Annotated in this window: 15 protein-coding genes; 7 read left to right on the top strand and 8 right to left on the bottom strand. The window is 72.0% G+C overall.

Annotated elements, in window-relative coordinates:
* Nucleotides 1-77: 77 nt before the first annotated feature.
* Nucleotides 78-746 (top strand): DUF3153 domain-containing protein, encoded by a 669-nt coding sequence (locus tag BN1701_RS03570; protein WP_054045449.1) that lies wholly within the window; start codon nt 78-80, stop codon nt 744-746.
* Here BN1701_RS03570 and BN1701_RS03565 read toward each other — a convergent pair.
* On the bottom strand, nt 743-1,627 hold the full coding sequence (locus BN1701_RS03565; RefSeq protein ID WP_054045447.1) for a methylenetetrahydrofolate reductase: 885 nt from the start codon (nt 1,625-1,627) through the stop codon (nt 743-745). The two genes, BN1701_RS03570 and BN1701_RS03565, sit on opposite strands and share 4 nt — an antisense overlap.
* A 128-nt stretch (nt 1,628-1,755) precedes the next feature.
* Between BN1701_RS03565 and BN1701_RS03560 the strand changes: the two genes are divergently transcribed.
* The 4 genes from BN1701_RS03560 to BN1701_RS03545 all read left to right on the top strand — a co-directional run bounded on the left by BN1701_RS03560 (nt 1,756) and on the right by BN1701_RS03545 (nt 6,919).
* A complete protein-coding gene (locus tag BN1701_RS03560; RefSeq protein ID WP_369800489.1) occupies nt 1,756-2,865 on the top strand; it encodes a polyprenyl synthetase family protein in 1,110 nt (369 codons plus the stop codon).
* Nucleotides 2,866-2,867: 2 nt separating this feature from the next.
* On the top strand, nt 2,868-4,397 hold the full coding sequence (gene crtI / locus BN1701_RS03555; protein WP_054045445.1) for a phytoene desaturase family protein: 1,530 nt from the start codon (nt 2,868-2,870) through the stop codon (nt 4,395-4,397).
* A gap of 78 nt (nt 4,398-4,475) precedes the next feature.
* The gene (locus BN1701_RS03550) at nt 4,476-5,900 is read left to right on the top strand and encodes a hypothetical protein (RefSeq protein WP_157367753.1); all 1,425 of its coding nucleotides are present in this window, start codon (nt 4,476-4,478) and stop codon (nt 5,898-5,900) included.
* Nucleotides 5,901-6,007: 107 nt separating this feature from the next.
* Nucleotides 6,008-6,919, top strand: coding sequence for a phytoene/squalene synthase family protein (locus BN1701_RS03545; protein WP_054045441.1), 912 nt, complete (start codon nt 6,008-6,010; stop codon nt 6,917-6,919).
* On the opposite strand, the gene BN1701_RS03540 is transcribed toward BN1701_RS03545, so the two are convergent.
* On the bottom strand, nt 6,888-7,259 hold the full coding sequence (locus BN1701_RS03540) for an Rv2175c family DNA-binding protein (RefSeq protein WP_197672037.1): 372 nt from the start codon (nt 7,257-7,259) through the stop codon (nt 6,888-6,890). The genes BN1701_RS03545 and BN1701_RS03540 overlap by 32 nt on opposite strands.
* A 103-nt stretch (nt 7,260-7,362) precedes the next feature.
* Between BN1701_RS03540 and BN1701_RS03535 the strand changes: the two genes are divergently transcribed.
* Both BN1701_RS03535 and BN1701_RS03530 read left to right on the top strand, forming a co-directional pair.
* Nucleotides 7,363-9,525, top strand: coding sequence for a Stk1 family PASTA domain-containing Ser/Thr kinase (locus tag BN1701_RS03535; RefSeq protein ID WP_054045439.1), 2,163 nt, complete (start codon nt 7,363-7,365; stop codon nt 9,523-9,525).
* A gap of 93 nt (nt 9,526-9,618) precedes the next feature.
* The gene (locus tag BN1701_RS03530; RefSeq protein ID WP_082859633.1) at nt 9,619-10,878 is read left to right on the top strand and encodes a wax ester/triacylglycerol synthase domain-containing protein; all 1,260 of its coding nucleotides are present in this window, start codon (nt 9,619-9,621) and stop codon (nt 10,876-10,878) included.
* A gap of 286 nt (nt 10,879-11,164) precedes the next feature.
* On the opposite strand, the gene BN1701_RS03525 is transcribed toward BN1701_RS03530, so the two are convergent.
* From BN1701_RS03525 to BN1701_RS03505, 6 genes are all read right to left on the bottom strand, one after another.
* Nucleotides 11,165-11,497: an MmcQ/YjbR family DNA-binding protein gene (locus tag BN1701_RS03525; RefSeq protein ID WP_369800488.1), complete on the bottom strand. Its 333-nt coding sequence runs from the start codon at nt 11,495-11,497 to the stop codon at nt 11,165-11,167.
* 83 nt (nt 11,498-11,580) lie between these two features.
* Nucleotides 11,581-12,969, bottom strand: coding sequence for a class II 3-deoxy-7-phosphoheptulonate synthase (locus BN1701_RS03520; protein ID WP_054045435.1), 1,389 nt, complete (start codon nt 12,967-12,969; stop codon nt 11,581-11,583).
* Nucleotides 12,970-12,972: 3 nt separating this feature from the next.
* The gene (locus tag BN1701_RS03515) at nt 12,973-13,866 is read right to left on the bottom strand and encodes a phosphotransferase (RefSeq protein ID WP_054045433.1); all 894 of its coding nucleotides are present in this window, start codon (nt 13,864-13,866) and stop codon (nt 12,973-12,975) included.
* Entirely contained in the window at nt 13,863-14,222 is a 360-nt protein-coding gene (locus BN1701_RS36310; RefSeq protein WP_054045430.1) for a hypothetical protein, read from the bottom strand. Before BN1701_RS36310 ends, BN1701_RS03515 begins: the two co-directional genes overlap by 4 nt.
* On the bottom strand, nt 14,216-14,347 hold the full coding sequence (locus tag BN1701_RS37765) for a hypothetical protein (RefSeq protein ID WP_255364569.1): 132 nt from the start codon (nt 14,345-14,347) through the stop codon (nt 14,216-14,218). The genes BN1701_RS36310 and BN1701_RS37765 overlap by 7 nt, the downstream gene beginning before the upstream one ends.
* Nucleotides 14,347-15,711, bottom strand: coding sequence for an amidase family protein (locus BN1701_RS03505; protein ID WP_054055585.1), 1,365 nt, complete (start codon nt 15,709-15,711; stop codon nt 14,347-14,349). The genes BN1701_RS37765 and BN1701_RS03505 overlap by 1 nt, the downstream gene beginning before the upstream one ends.
* Nucleotides 15,712-15,719: the final 8 nt, after the last annotated feature.

Raw genomic sequence — 15,719 nt, 5'->3', positions numbered from 1 at the left:
ACCGCCCAGTCCATGGTCGTTCGCAAGCATTAAAGGTCGCGCGGCACAGTGCTGGACCGGGCTGGCAGGATGAGCCGGTGCACCAGGTCACTCCCCGTTTCCGCAGGTGGGTCGCGATCGCCCTGCTGAGCCTGCTCGCCGCGCTCACACTGTCGGGCTGCGTTCGGGTCCAGGCGTCACTGACCGTCTCCGAGGACGACCTGGTTTCCGGCCAGGTCGTCGTGGCGGCGGTCTCGATCAAACAGGGAGACACCGGGCCCGCGCTGACCGTGCCGCCCGAGTTGGCGGGCAAGGTCAAGACCCAGCTCTACACGGCCGACGGCTACGTCGGGCAGACCGTGTCGTTCCAGGACCTGACCTTCCCCGAGATCGGCATCCTGTCCGACGGCCTCACCGTCGGAAAGCAGTACCGCCTGTCGATCCGGCGCTCCGGCGACCTGGTGACGATGGCGGGCTCGGTCGACCTGAGCGACCTCCCGCCGGACCGCGCGGAGGTGCAGTTCAAGGTCACCCTGCCCGGCACGGTGAGCCGCACCAACGGCATCAACGACAACGGCACGATCAGCTGGAAGCCCAAGCCGGGCGCGGTGACCGAGTTCAACGCGACCGTCCAGTACACCGACGTCTCCGGCGTGTCATGGACCAAGTGGGTCACCATCGTCGGCGCGTCCACCATCGGGGTCGCGCTGATCGTGCTGGTCCTGGCCCTGGTGACGCACCGGCGAAGCCGCCGGGTCGGGGCCTAAGCCCTGGCGGGCACCAGCCCGAGCCTGCCGACGACCTCACGCGTCGCCTTGGCGCGGTTGAACGTGTAGAAGTGCAGGCACGGCACGCCCTCGGCGAGCAGCCGCTCGCTGACCTCGGTGGCGATGTCGATCCCCTCGGCGCGGAACGCGGCGGCGTCGCCGACCAGCGGGTCGAGCCGGGCGGCGATGCGCGCGGAGACCGGCGCCCCGGCCAGTTCGACGGTCTTGCTGAGGATCTTGGGCGTGGTCAGCGGCATGATGCCGGGCAGCAGCGTGGTGTCATAGCCGCGGGCGGCGACCCGGTCGCGCAGCCGCAGGAAGTCCTCCGGCTCGAAGAACAGCTGGGCGATGGCGAAGTCGGCGCCCGCGCGCAGCTTGCGGATCAAGTTCTCGGTGTCGCTGTCGAGGTCGTTCGACCGCGGGTGGCCGTAGGGGAACGCGGCGACGCCGACGCAGAAGTCGCCGAGTTCACGCACGAGCGCGACCAGTTCGTCGGCGTAGTTGAGGCCGTCGGGGTGCTTGACCCACTCGCCGTTGGGGTCGCCGGGCGGGTCGCCGCGCAGGGCGAGGATGTTGCGGATGCCCAGGGCGGCGTACCAGCCGATGACGTTGCGCAGTTCGGCCACGGAGTGGTCGACCGCGGTCAGGTGGGCCATGGAGACAAGCGTGGTCTCGCGGGCGACGCGGCCGGTGGTGCGGATGGTGCGGTCGCGGCTGGAGCCGCCCGCGCCGTAGGTGACCGACACGAACGCGGGGTCGAGGCCTTCGAGCTCACGGATCGCGTTCCACAGCCGCTTCTCGTCGGCTTGGTCTCGCGGCGGCATGAACTCGACGGAGAACACCGGCTTGTCCGCGTGGATCCGCTGTACCACCGTAGTCATGGAATAAAGGGTATCGGGGAGTCCGGCTGTTGGGACAGAGCGTCCACTTTTTGGAAGAAGCCTTCTCTTGGTCACACCGGACCCACCCCGCCTGCCCAGCCTGGACGGGTACGGCGGACGATAGCGGGGTGCAGCAGGCACAGGGAACCCATGTCATCGCCATTGATCACGCCGTGGCCGACCACGCCGAACGCGCGCTAGCCGACTATCTGGCCACCCGCCACGCGGAGATGGCCGAGCGGGCGCCGTCGTTCGGCTCGGCCGTGGCGTCGCTGGCCGATTTCGTCCTCGGCGGCGGCAAGCGGCTGCGGCCGACGTTCGCCTGGTGGGGCTGGCGCGGCGCGGGCGGTGACGGCGACGGCGAGCAGGCCCACTCCGTGCTGCGCGCGGTGAGCGCGCTGGAGCTGATCCAGGCCTGTGCACTGGTGCACGACGACCTGATGGACGCCTCGGCCATGCGTCGGGGCAAGCCGACCGTGCACGTGTCCTTCACCGCCCAGCACCGCGCGCGGGGGTGGCTCGGCGAGCCGGAGCGGTTCGGCGCGGCGGCGGCCATCCTGCTCGGCGACCTGGCCCTGGCCTGGGCCGACGACATGTTCACCGGGTCCGGGGTCGACCCGGCGCGGCAGGCCGCGGGCCAGGAGCCGTGGCGGGCGATGCGCACGGAGATGCTGGCCGGGCAGTACCTGGACGTGCTGACCCAGGCCAAGGGCGACGAGTCGGCCGACGCGGCGCTGAGCGTGGCGCGGATGAAGACCGCCGCCTACACCATCGAGCGGCCGCTGCACCTGGGCGCGGCGATGGCGGGCGCGCCCGCGCCGATGGTCGCCGCGCTGCGCGAGTTCGGCGCCGACCTCGGGCTGGCGTTCCAGTTGCGCGACGACATCCTCGGCATGTTCGGCGACTCCGACGTCACCGGCAAACCCGCGGGCGACGACCTGCGCGAGGGCAAGCGGACGCTGCTGATGTCGGTGGGCCTGGCCAACGCCGACGCCGCGGGCCGCACCGCCGACGCCGCCCTGCTGCGGGGCGCGCTCGGCGACGACAACCTGGGCAGCGACACGATCGAGCGGGCCCGCGAGTTGCTCATCGACCTGGGCGCGGTGGCCGACCTGGAGCGCCGCATCGACACGCTGACCGACGCCGCCCTGGCCGCGCTGGAGTCCGCCCACCTGGCCGCGCCTGCCGCCGACGTCTTGGCCGACCTGGCCGTCGCCGCCGCCCGCAGGGCCCACTGACCGTGCGCGACCACAAGACGATCCCCGGCCGCACCGACCACGTCGTCGTCGTGGGCGCGGGCCTGTCCGGGCTGTCGGCGGCGATGCACCTGGCGGGCACCGGCCGCGAGGTCACCGTCATCGAGGCGGCCCCCGGACCGGGTGGCCGGGCGGGCCAGACCACGATGGGCGACTACCGGGTCGACACCGGCGCGACCGTGCTGACCATGCCCGAGCTGATCGACGAGGCCTTCGCCGCCGTCGGCACCTCGCTGGCCGCCGAGGTCGACCTCATCGACCTGCATCCCGCCTACCGCGCGCACTTCGCCGACGGCAGCACCATCGCGGTGCACACCGACCCGGCGGCGATGGAGGCCGAGATCCGCCGGGCGGCCGGGCCCCAGGAAGCCGAGGGCTACCGGCGCCTGCGCGCGTGGCTCTCCGACCTCTACCGGGTGCAGCGCGACCGGTTCATCGGCGCCAACTTCGACTCCCCACTGGACCTGCTCGGCCCGGAGCTGGCCAAGCTGACCGCGCTCGGCGGGTTCGGCAGGCTCGGCCCCGCGGTGGGCCGGTTCCTGTCCGACGACCGGCTGCGCAGGCTGTTCTCCTTCCAGTCGCTCTACGCGGGCGTGCCGCCGAGCCGGGCGTTGGCCGCGTACGCGGTGATCGCCTATATGGACACGGTCGCCGGTGTGTCGTTCCCACGCGGCGGCGTCGGCGCGGTGGCCGAGGCGATGGCGGGCGCGGCGGCCAGGGCCGGGGTCCGCCTGCGGTATTCGACGAGCGCGGCGTGGCTGGAGCGGGTCGGCACCCGGGTCGGCGCGGTGCGCACCACGACCGGCGAGCGCATCCCGGCCGACACCGTCGTGCTGACCGCCGACCTCGCCGCCAGCTACCGGCTGCTCGGGGTCACCCCGCGCCGCCCGCTGGCCCTGCGCTACTCCCCTTCGGCGGTCGTCCTGCACACCGGGACGACCCGGTCATGGGATCAGCTGGACCACCACACGATCTTCTTCGGCCACGCCTGGGAGCGCACGTTCCGCGAGATCACCCGCGCGGGCAAGCTCATGACCGATCCGTCGCTGCTGGTCACCCGCCCGACCGCGACCGACCCGACTCTGGCTCCCGATGGCAGGCAGCAGATCTCGGTGCTGGCGCCGTGCCCGAACCTGCGCACCGGCCCGATCGACTGGCGCCGCATCGGTCCGCGCTACCGCGACGACCTTGTCCAAGTGCTGCAAGACCGCGGGTTGGACGGCTTCGGCGACTCGATCGAGGTGGAACGCCTGGTCACGCCCGCCGACTGGGAGGCGGCGGGCCTGGCCGAGGGCAGCCCGTTCTCCGTGGCGCACACCTTCGCCCAGACCGGACCGTTCCGTCCGCGCAACCTGGTGCGCGGCGTCGACAACGTCGTGCTGGCGGGCAGCGGCACCACCCCGGGCGTCGGCATCCCGCCGGTGGTGATCTCCGGGCGGCTCGCCGCGCAGCGGATCGCGGGCAGGCTGGCGACCGCGACGCGAGCCCGTGGGGAATCCGTAAGCGGACTGTGAGGTTGCGCGCGAGGTTTTCCAGGCCGTACCCGCGATAATCTCGCCCTGGGGCGACAGGCAGTGAGGTGGGGAACGGCGATGCGTGGGGTAGCGACGACACGGGGGCGCGGCGGGCTGGCGGCCGTGCTCGGTTGGGCGGTCCTCGTCCTGGCGGGGTGCAGCACCGCTGTGTCGGGCAATCCGGTGGCCGCGGCCGTGCCGCCGCCGACGGCAACCGAGTCGATCACCCAGTCGCTGATCAACCTCGGCGAGTCGAGCACGGTGCGCTATCAGGGCACGCTGTCCTCGGCCTCCGACGACGCGGTCACCTTCGACCTCACCTCCGCGCAGACCGGCGAGATCTTCGGGACGTTCACCCTCGACGGCAAGGCCGCGACCCTGCTGGTGGTCAACAAGACGACCTACCTCAAAGCGGGCGCCGACTTCTGGTCGACGCTCTCGGGCGTGGCCAACAACCAGGGCAAGGGTGCCGCGGTCGCCGACCGGTGGGTGAAGGTGCCGACCAGCCTGATCGGCGTCGAGTTCGGCGACGTGTTCACCCCCGACGTGCTCGGGCAGAACCTGGCCAAGGGCAGCGAGAAGGCGGGCGCCGATCCCATCACCGACGGCGAGCGGGTCAAGATCGGCGAGCTCCCGGCGATCAAGGTCACCACCGGCGGCGGGACGGTCTACGTCACCGAGGCCGTGCCGCACGGCGTGGTGAAGGTCGAGATGGACAAGGTGGGCCGCTCGGACACCACGAGCGTGAAGAAGCTGGTCACCTCGGTCGCCGACGGGTCGGCCGAGGTCGCGAAGTTCTACCAGGACGTCTCCGCCCAGGCCGCCGCGCTCACCGCGCCGATCGACGTGCTCACCACCGTCCAGGAGGGCACCCACGCCTTCGATGGCTGCGGCGCGGCGAGCTGCTCGATCATCGTGCAGTTCACCAACCCGGGGAAGGTCGCGGTCAAGGTCTCGGTCCGCGGCACCTGGCAGGGCGACAACGCCCCGCTGGGCATCTGCGACGCGACGGCGGGCCCGGTGGCCCCCGGCGCGGGCGGCAGCGCGACGTGCACGCTGGCCACGCGGGAATGGGTCTCGTTCTACCAGAGGGCCAACTCGGTGCCCGGAAACCATCCGTACAGCGTCGAGTGGTCGACCGTCGTCCTCGCCGAGGCCCCCGACCTCGCCCAGCTGACCGCGCGCGCGGCGGCCAAGCCCGCGGACGGCAGCGCGGCCAAGGCGGAGGGCTCGCACTACGTCTATTCGATCGGCTATTCCGACGCCGACCACCAGCCCAAGGTCTGGAAGTACGGCGTGGTGGCGGGCAAGTTCTGGCGCGACCACGCCGACCAGCAGGTCACCACGTGCCTGCGCAGCACCGGTTCGGGCTGCGTGGTCACCCTGGTCACCGCGACCGGCGACGCCGCCTCGGCGCAGGGGCTGGTCCACCAGCTCGTCGAGAAGTACAAGGCCGAGCGCAAGGAGTGCCCGATCGGCCAGTGGGTCGGCTGTAAGCGCTGACACTGTGGCCGAGCACGAGCCGTGCTTCCCCTTCGACCAAGCCGGCTGTAAGCGCTGACACGTTCGCGGGAGCCCGCGGTGGCGGGCGTGCGAGGATTGCGCGCGCCATGCGTGTCGACGAACCTGATCTGCGCACCGCCTATCTGGCCTGCCGTCGGATCAACGCCCACTACGGGCGCACCTACTTCCTGGCCACCCGCCTGCTCCCGCCCGCGCGCCGCCCCGCGGTGCACGCGCTCTACGCGTTCGCGCGGCTGGCCGACGAGATCGTCGACGCCCCCGGGCCGGACCCGTCCGGCGCGCTGGCCGAGTGGGAGATCTCGTTCAAGGCGGCGATCAACGGCGACGCGGCGCACCCGGTGCTGGCCGCGCTGGCCGACACCGTGCGCCACCACGACCTCGACCCTGGGCTGTTCACCGACTTCCTGCGGTCCATGCGGATGGACCTGACGGTCACCGACTACCCGACCCTCGATGACGTCGCGGTCTACACCCACGGGTCGGCCGGGGTGATCGGTCTGATGCTGCTGCCGGTCCTGGGCACGGTGGTCCCCCGCGCGCAGGCCGCGCCGTTCGCCCGCGGGCTGGGCGAGGCGTTCCAGGTGACGAACTTCCTGCGCGACGTCGGCGAGGACCTCGACCGGGGCCGGGTGTACCTGCCCGCCGACCACCTGGCCGCCTTCGGCGTCGACCGGGACCGGCTGGCCCACGCGCGCGCCGCCGGGCGGTCCGACAAGCCGGTCCGGCAGGCCGTGGCCCACTTCGTCGCCCACACACGGGCGCTCTACCGGGCCGCCGAGCCGGGGATCGCGCTGCTGGACCCCGTCGCGCGGCCGTGTGTGGCCACCGCGGCCCGGCTCTACGGCGGCATCCTCGACGAGATCGCCGCGGTGGGCTACGACGTCATGGCGCGGCGGGCCGTGGTGCCCACGCACCGGCGCCTGGCGGTGGCGCTGCCGGGCGCGGCGCGGTGTGTGGCGGCCAGGATCAGAACGCGAGGGCCTGCGCGCGGCGCTTGACCTCGCGGCCGCGGTCGCCGCGCAGGGCGTCGATCGGGGTGCCCGGCAGGGTCTCGTCCTCGGTGAACAGCCAGCGCAGCATCTCGTCCGGGGTGAAGCCGGAGTCGTTGAGCACGGTGATCGTGCCGGACAGGCCCTTGACCAGCACACCTTCGCTCTCGTCGAGGAACGCCGCAGGCACCATGAGCACACCCTTGCGCCGCAGGGCGATCAGGTGGTGGTCCCGTAGGGCCTGGTGGACGCGGGTGATGGGCTGGCGCAGTCGCTCGGCGACGTCAGGCAGGGGAAGGACCTCCACCGAGGAGTCCAGGACGTCGGCTGCGGCGGGAATCGAACTCACGGGGCACAACGATGCCACACTCGGAGGTGCTCGGCCGACCACTTGGTCACAGAATCGCGGGCGCGACCACGGCGAGGCGAGCGGCTACGTACGATCCACCACTGTGGTGGACAAAGGACCGAGGCTGATCGGGACCCTGCTGGAGCAGCGGTACCGGGTCGACGCGTTGCTCGCGCGCGGTGGCATGTCGGCGGTCTACCGCGGACTGGACACCCGCCTTGACCGACCAGTGGCGATCAAGGTGATGGATTCGCGGTTCGCCGCGGACCAGTCCTTCGTCGACCGGTTCGAGCGCGAGGCCCGCTCGGCGGCGAAGATCCATCACCCGAACGTGGTGGCCGTGCACGACCAGGGCCTTGATGGCGACCACGTGTACCTGGTGATGGAGCTCGTCGACGGCGGCACGCTGCGCGACCTGCTGGCCCAGCGCGGGTCGCTGCCGACGCCGCTGGCCGTGGCGATCATGGAGCCGGTGCTGTCGGCGCTGGGCGCGGCGCACGCGGCCGGGCTGATCCACCGCGACGTCAAACCGGAGAACGTGCTCATCAGCTCGGCGGGCGTGGTCAAGGTCGCCGACTTCGGGCTGGTCCGGGCCATCTCCAGCGTGGGCACCACCAAGAGCAGCGTCATCCTCGGCACCGTGTCCTACCTGTCCCCCGAGCAGGTCGAGGCCGGGTCGGCGACCGCGCGCGGCGACGTCTACTCGGCGGGCATCGTGCTCTACGAGATGCTCACCGGCTCACCGCCCTACCACGGCGACAACGCCCTGACCGTGGCGTATCGGCACGTCAACGCCGACGTGCCCGCCGCGAGCGCCGCCGTGCCGGGGCTGCCCGCCCCGCTCGACGAGCTGGTGCTGCGCGCGACCCGGCGCGACCCGCAGTCCCGGCCGGAGGACGGCACGGCGTTTCTGCAGGAGCTGCGGGCGGTGCGCGAGCAGCTGTCGCTGCCCCGGATGCGGGTGCCCTCGGTCGCGGCGCCGCCGCCGGACGAGACCGTCCCGGTGTCGGGTACGGACCTCGACTCGATCAAGCAGCCATCCGAGCCTGTCTCACCCGAGGCGCCCGACGAGCCGACCATGGAGGCCGTCGCCCCGGTCGACCCCGAGGCCACCGTGCGCGTCCCGGCCGTTCAGTTGCCCGCCTCGCCGCCGCAGGGCATGACCGTGGTGCGGCCCGCGCCGTCGGGCTTCAGCGCCAGCGGACCGCAGGGCACCCGCGCGATGCTGCGGTCGGACCTGGAACGGGTGATCGACTCGGCGGCGGCCAACCCGCTGCCGACCGGACCGCACCCGGTGCCGCACGTGCCGACCGGGCCGCCGTTCCCCCACCAGCAGCACCCACACCACCACCAGCAGCAGCCGCCGCACGAGCCGCCGCCGAACCGAACCCGCAAGATCGTGCTGTGGAGCACCGCGGGCGTCGTGGCGCTGGCCGTGCTGATCACGTCGATCTGGTGGTTCACCAGCGGCCGCTACACCGCGATCCCGACGGTGCATGGCAAGGACACCGCCGCGGCCGAGAAGGCCCTGCGCGACGCGGACCTCAGCCCGAACACCACGACCGTGCGGCACAACGACATCCCGTCCGGCGAGGTGATCGGCACCGATCCGGGCGCGGGCGCCGAGGCGCTGCGCGGCGACCAGGTGAAGCTCATCGTCTCCGCAGGCAGGCCGGTGGTGCCCGACGTGCCCGCCGGATCCACCCAGGCCCAAGCCGAACAGGCGATCCGCGCCGCGGAGCTGCAACCCCTGCGCGACGACGGCAAGAACGTCTTCGATGAGAAGATCGCCAAGGGCGCGGTGGTGAAGCTCGACCCGGCGCCGGGCACGAAGCTGCTGATCGGCGAGCGGGTCATCATGGTGCTGAGCAAGGGCCCGGCGCCCAAACCGGTCCCGGACCTGCGCGGCAAGTCCCGCGACGAGGCGTTCGAGGAGCTGACGAAGCTGGGATTCGAGCCGTTCGACGGCCCGGGGGAATTCTCGCCGGACATCGACAACGGCAAGGTCGTACGCACGGATCCGGCCGCGGGCACCAAGATCGCGCCGGAGGGAAGCAAGCGGGTTGCGGTCATCGTGTCCACTTCGGTCACCGTGCCCGACCTGTCCAACCGCACGGTGCCCGAGGCGCAGGACGAGTTGGCCAAGGTCGGCCTGCACCTCGATCTCGGCGTCTTCTCCAACCCCAACGGCCGGATCCTCACCCAGAGCCCTGGTCCGGGCAGCAGGGTGGAGAAAGACAGCAAGGTCGGAGTCATCGCCTTCTGACCCGGCGAGTGTGACGAACTCGATCGGGTGGTTCTGGTCGCGTTGACCCATCTGGGTAACCCGCCTGTCACGTCGACCTGGTGTCGTTGTGCCATGTCCACACTCAGCGGGCTTGACCTCGCGTTCCTGAGCCTCGAACGAGCGAGCACGCCCATGCACGTGGGCGCCGTCGCGTTGTTCCGTCCCAACACCTCGATCGACGCCGACGCCGTGGCCCGGCTGCTCGCCGAGCGCGCCGACGCGCTGCCCCGGCTGCGCCAGTACGTGCGGCCGACGCTGTTCCCGCCCGGCGGCGCCGACTGGGTGTCCACACCGGACTTCCGGGCCGCCGACCACATCTCGGTCTACCGCCTCCCGCACGAGCTCGACCTGCTCGACGCCTACGCGTCGCGGTGGGTGGCCACCCCGCTGGACCTGAGCAGGCCGCCGTGGGAGCTGCACGTGGTCGCAGGCCTGCCCGACGGCGGCTTCGCGGTGCTGCTCAAGCTGCACCACGCCCTGACCGACGGCGCGGGCGCGGTGGAGATCGCGGGCGGCCTGCTCGACGGCCTGTGCGAGCACCGCGTGCCCACCCCCGCCTCGGCGGCGCTGCCCGGCCTGGTCGACCGCGTCCGCCAGGGCGTCGAGGTGGCGACCGCGGTGGCCAAGGCGATCCGCCCGCCGTGGGCGGCGCCCTTGCTCAGCCGGACGTCGCCGGAGCGCGAGTTCGCCAGGGTCCGGCTCGATCTCGCCGACATCCGCCACATCCGCAAGACCCACGGCGGCACCGTCAACGACGTCATCCTGACCGTCCTGAGCGGCGCCCTCCGCGACTGGATGGACGCCTCCGGCAGGCGGGCAGCCGACATTCGGGCGATGATCCCGGTCAGCGTGCGCGGGCGCGGCGAGGTGGGCGGGGGCAACCAGATCTCGGCGTACCTGTGCGACCTGCCGGTGGCCACCCCCGATCCTGTCGACCGCCTCCGCGCGGTCCGGGCGGCGATGGACGCCAACAAGAAAATGGGCCCGACCAAGGGCGCGGGAGCGCTGCCGCTGGTGGCGTCCTGGCTTCCGCCACTGGCCCACCGGGTCGGCACGCGGATGCTGGCGGGCAGCGCGGCGATGCTGTTCGACACGGTGGTGACCACGGTTCCGTTCCCCCGCATGGAACTCCGCTTGGCGGGGGCGGCGATGCGGGAGGTGTACCCGGTGGTTCCGCTGGCCCCTGGACACCGGGTCGGGTTCGCGGTGTCGACCTATCTCGACGGTGTCCACATCGGACTCAACGCGGACCCGGCCGCGGTGGCGGACCTGGGCAGGCTAGCCGACGCCATCGTGAAGTCGACAGCGACACTGCACGAGCGCTGCGCCTAACGCCACTCGCGAGTCCTTGTTTTGCTTGTTGGACCGCAGGTCCCTGCTTTGACGGACCGCAGGTCCTGCTTTGAGGGACCGCAGGTCCCTGCTCTTCCCCCTGCACCCTCGTCCCGGCAATCCCTTATCCGGAAACAGCGATGTCAATGGTCAGCTCCGCTGATCGCGCAGCGACGCCGCAGGCGCCATTGACATCGCTGTTTCCGGATAAGACGCTGAAAAACGAGGGAGCGACCCCAGCCTTCGAAGAACGAACGAGCGCACTCGGACAGCGCCCGGTCAGCCCCTACTCTCGGCCCAAGTCCGGCACCCCGGCGATCAGCTCATCGGGCGCCGACAGCCGCCATGCCTCGAAGACCAATTCGGACAACTCGTCAACATCGACGCCCGCCAGATAGACCACGACCCACCCAAAGCCGCCCGCCGTGAACTGCTCCTCGAACACGTCCGGCCGCTCAGACACCAGCGCCTTCTGCTCAGACAGGGTCTGCTTCAAGCCGACGGTCTGCGTACGCGGCCAGTAGTAGCCGAACCGCTTGCCCCGCACGCTGTACGACGTGTACTGCCCGCCTTCGGCCGTCGACACGTCGGCGAGCGCGTCCACGATTCGAAAGAACACGTCGTTCCCTACCGCCACCGCAGCCCCCTGACAGAAAGACAGAGCCCGCAGTATAAGTGCGGGCTCTGTCGTGGATCGGCGGATCAGGAGCGGAGCATCTCCGCGACCAGGAACGCCAGTTCCAGGGACTGCTGGGTGTTGAGCCGGGGGTCGCAGGCGGTCTCGTAGCGACCCGCGAGATCGTCGTCGGAGATCTCCTGGGCGCCGCCGAGGCACTCGGTGACGTCCTCGCCGGTCAGCTCGACGTGGATGCCGCCGGGGTGGGTACCCAGCCTGCGGTGCACCTCGAAGAAGCCCTGGACCTCGTCGACGATGCGGTCGAAGTGCCGGGTCTTGTAGCCGGTCGACGACTCGTGGGTGTTGCCGTGCATCGGGTCGCACTGCCAGATGACCTTGTGGCCGGAGGCGGTGACCTTCTCCACGATCGCGGGCAGCACGTCGCGGACCTTGCCGTTGCCCATCCGGCTGATGATCGTCAGCCTGCCCGCCTCGTTGCGCGGGTCTAGCCGCTCGACGTACTCCACGGCCTGCTCGGGCGAGGTCGTCGGGCCGATCTTGAGGCCGATCGGGTTGCTCAGTAGCTCGGCGAAGGCGATGTGGGCGCCGTCGAGCTGGCGGGTGCGCTCGCCGATCCACAGGAAGTGGGCAGAGAGGTCGTAGAGCTTGGGCTCGGGGCCGGAGGAGTCCAGGCGCAGCAGGGCTCGCTCGTAGTCGAGCAGCAGGGCCTCGTGGCTGGCGAACACCTCGACGGTGTGCAGCGAGCTGTCCTCGACGCCGCACGCCTGCATGAAGCGCAGGCCGCGGTCGATCTCGGTGGCCAGGGCCTCGTAGCGCTCACCCGCGGGCGAGGTGCGCACGAAGTCGCGGTTCCAGTCGTGGACCTTGGTCAGGTCGGCCATGCCCGCGCCGGTCAGGGCGCGCAACAGGTTCATCGCGGCGCCCGCGTTGGCGTAGGCGCGGATCATCCGGCCGGGGTCGGGGACGCGCGCCTCGGGGGTGGCGACCAGGGAGTTGATGATGTCGCCGCGGTACACCGGCAGGCCGAGGGCGTCGGTCTTATTCGACCGGGGCTTGGCGTACTGGCCCGCGATGCGGCCGACCTTGACCACCGGCATGCTCGCGCCGTAGGTCAGCACGACGGCCATCTGCAGCAGCGTGCGGATGTTGCCGCGGATGTGCGGCTCGGTGTTGTCGACAAAGGTCTCGGCGCAGTCGCCGCCCTGGAGCAGGAACGCCTCGCCGCGCGCGACCTCGGCCAGGCGCGCTTGGAGGCGGTCGATCTCGGCGGGCACGGTGATCGGGGGCACCGACTCCAGCACCGTGCGCACCTGGCGCACCTGCTCGGCGTCGGGCCACTCGGGCTGTTGCGCGGCGGGGCGCGCGAGAGCGTCGTCGAGGCGGGTTCGCAGCGTCGGGGGCAGCGGGGGCAGCTCGGGAAGCGTTTCCACTGGCACGTCCACGGTCCAGTTCACGTGTCAAGGGTAGGAGGTCGGGTTTTCCGGCCGCACGCCGGGACGCCTGTCCCACAGCTTGGACGCGGAGATGGCCATTACCTCGACGTCGACCCGCTGTAGGCGATCAGCTCGTCCACCGGCTCGCCGCGCCGGACCTTGCCGACCGCGACAAGGGGCGCCATGGCCCGACACCAGCCGTCCAGCCGCTCGGCGTCGAGATCGCTCGCGGCGACCAGCGCGTCGCGCCGGGTTTCGACACCGGGCCCGTCGAGCACGAAGTCGACGGCGTCGAAACTCGGGCTCGCCCAGCGTGCCCTGGGGGTCCAGCGCGACCAGCCCGCCGGGGGTGTCGAGCAGGTTGAAGCGATGCAGGTCGCCGTGCAGCAAGACCAAGCGGCGCTGGCTGTCGGCGAGCCGATCGCTCAGGTCGCGGGCGCGGTCAAGATGCTCGGCGGTGACCGGTCCGGTCGGCGGAAAGCGGGGGAAGAACTCAGCGATGCCCGTCCGCAGGTCCCGCCGGGCGATCGGCTCCGGTTCGGCGACCGCGGCGTGCAGGTCAGCGAGCAGTTCGGCGAAGCGCACCGGGTCCGGCCAGCCCTCGGTCCCGTCGACCCAGGCCATGAGCAGCGCGCCGTCGGCCGTGGCCAGCAGCTCGGGCACCCGCCCGCTCGGCGCGAACGCCCGCAGCACCCTGGCCTGCACAGCGGCGAACCCGACATCCGGGGACACCTTGAGCACCACCGGCACCCCGTCCCGCGCCGCTCGCAGCGTCACCGCCGAGGCGCCGTCAGGGAACGTGTTCCCAAGCTCCAGTCCCCAGTCCGCCGCGAGTCGGTCGAGCCGGTCGGGGAGCTCGGCCAGCCAGGGCCGGACCGACCCGCCGAACCGCCGGACCAGCCGCTCCTCAACCGTCACTCCGCTCGCGCCCGGATCTTGCGCGAACCGTATTCCCCGCGCGTCACGCAGCACGGATTCGGACAAGGTGGTGTGCCGTGCGCGTCCGGCATGTGCCGCCAGCCCGTCACCCCGCTGACGTGTCGCACGTCGTGGATCTCGGCGGCGCGCACCGCCCGGGGCAGGAACACCTCGTAGCCGCGCGGATCGGGATGGGCGCGGATCAGCGCCGCCGCCTTCGCCGCGGTCATCGACACCGGCTTGCGGTTGTAGTGGGAAACCGTCACCGGCTCGTCGTCGGGCACCCGGAACCGCACCGCCACGGTCGTGCGGTAGCCACTCTTGCGCAGTTCGCGTCCCCACTGGTGGGTCAGCACATACGACTGGAGGACGGCATGCAGAACACGCCCCGGTCGGCCACCCAGCGGTGCCAGGACGTCCGGATCCCGCCGCGGCGGATGGCCGCCGCGGATCGGGCGTCGGTCAGGTGGACCAGCAGCATCAGACCTCGGGCCTCCGGTCGGCCCACGGGTGCGCCCGCTCGTACTGGCCCGACAGCGACAGCAGCAGCCGTTCCGAGCGGTGCGGGCCGATCAGCTGCACGCCGATCGGCATACCCACCTCGTCCCGGCCGACCGGGACGGCCGCGACCGGGTTGCCCAGCACGTTCCAGGTCGGGAAGTACGGGATCCGGATGGTGACGCCCGCGTAGGTCGCGCTCAGGCCGCGGCCGTGGAAGGCGCCGACGCGGGTGGGGCGGCGGGTCCAGGACGGTTGCAGGATCACGTCGTGGGCAGCGAAGAAGTCGGTCATGGTGCGCTGCAGGCGGTCCTCGACGCGCTGGGCCCAGCCAAGGGCGGAGTCCGGGACGCGCCTGCCGAGGAAGGCGATCTTGCGGGTCCGCGACTCCAGCCACTCCGGATGCGGCAGGCCCGCGACGTCGTCGGCCACGCCGCGCAGGTAGCGGATCAGGAACAGGGTGGACGGGGCGGTGCCCAGCGGCGGGTCGACCTCGGTGACGCTGTGGCCGAGATCGCGCAGCCGGTCGGCGGTGTCGATGACCGCGCGGCGCCAGCGGGGGTTCATCGGCGGGCGGCCCATCGGCGTGCGCCACGACAGGGCGATCCGCAGCGGGCCGGGGTCGGCGTCGACAGCGGCCCGGTAGTCGCCGCCGTCGGCGATCACGTCGAGCAGGGCGCCCACGTCGGCGACCGTGCGGCCGAGCGGGCCGATCACCGACAGGCCGTTCCACCCGCCGACCCACGGGGTCTGGTCGACCAGACCGCGCGAGGTCTTGATGCCGAACACCCCGGTCGCGGTGGCCGGAATGCGGATCGAGCCGCCGCCGTCGGAACCGGTCGCCGCGCCGACGATGCCGCCCGCGACCGCGCACGCGGACCCGCCAGACGAGCCGCCGGTGGTGTAGTCCGGGTTCCACGGGTTGCGGGTGGCACCGTAGGTCAGGGTCTCGGTGAACGGCCACAGGCACTGCTCGGGGGTCAGCGTCCGCCCGACGACCACCGCGCCCGCCGCGCGCAGCCGGGCGACCACGGCGCTGTCGGCCGCGGCGGGCGGGAACTGCGGCCGGGCGCCCTTGGTGGTGACGTCACCGGCGACGTCGGTGTCGTCCTTCACCGCCACAGGCACGCCGAGCAGCGGGGTCCGCTCCCCCGCGTCGAGTCTGCGCTGGGCCTCGCGCGCCGCTTCACGGGCGGCGTCGACATAGAGAACACGGAACGCGTTCAGCGTCGGGTTGAGCGACTCGGCGCGGCGCAGGACGGCCTCGAGCAGATCGGGCGCGGTGACCTGGCCGTCGCGCAGGGCACGGGCCTGCGCGTCGGCGCCCGCCCAGAGCAGATCCTCCATGGCGGGCA

This window comes from Alloactinosynnema sp. L-07 (assembly GCF_900070365.1).
Classification (GTDB): domain Bacteria; phylum Actinomycetota; class Actinomycetes; order Mycobacteriales; family Pseudonocardiaceae; genus Actinokineospora.
This window is presented reverse-complemented; position numbering and strand designations above follow the sequence as displayed.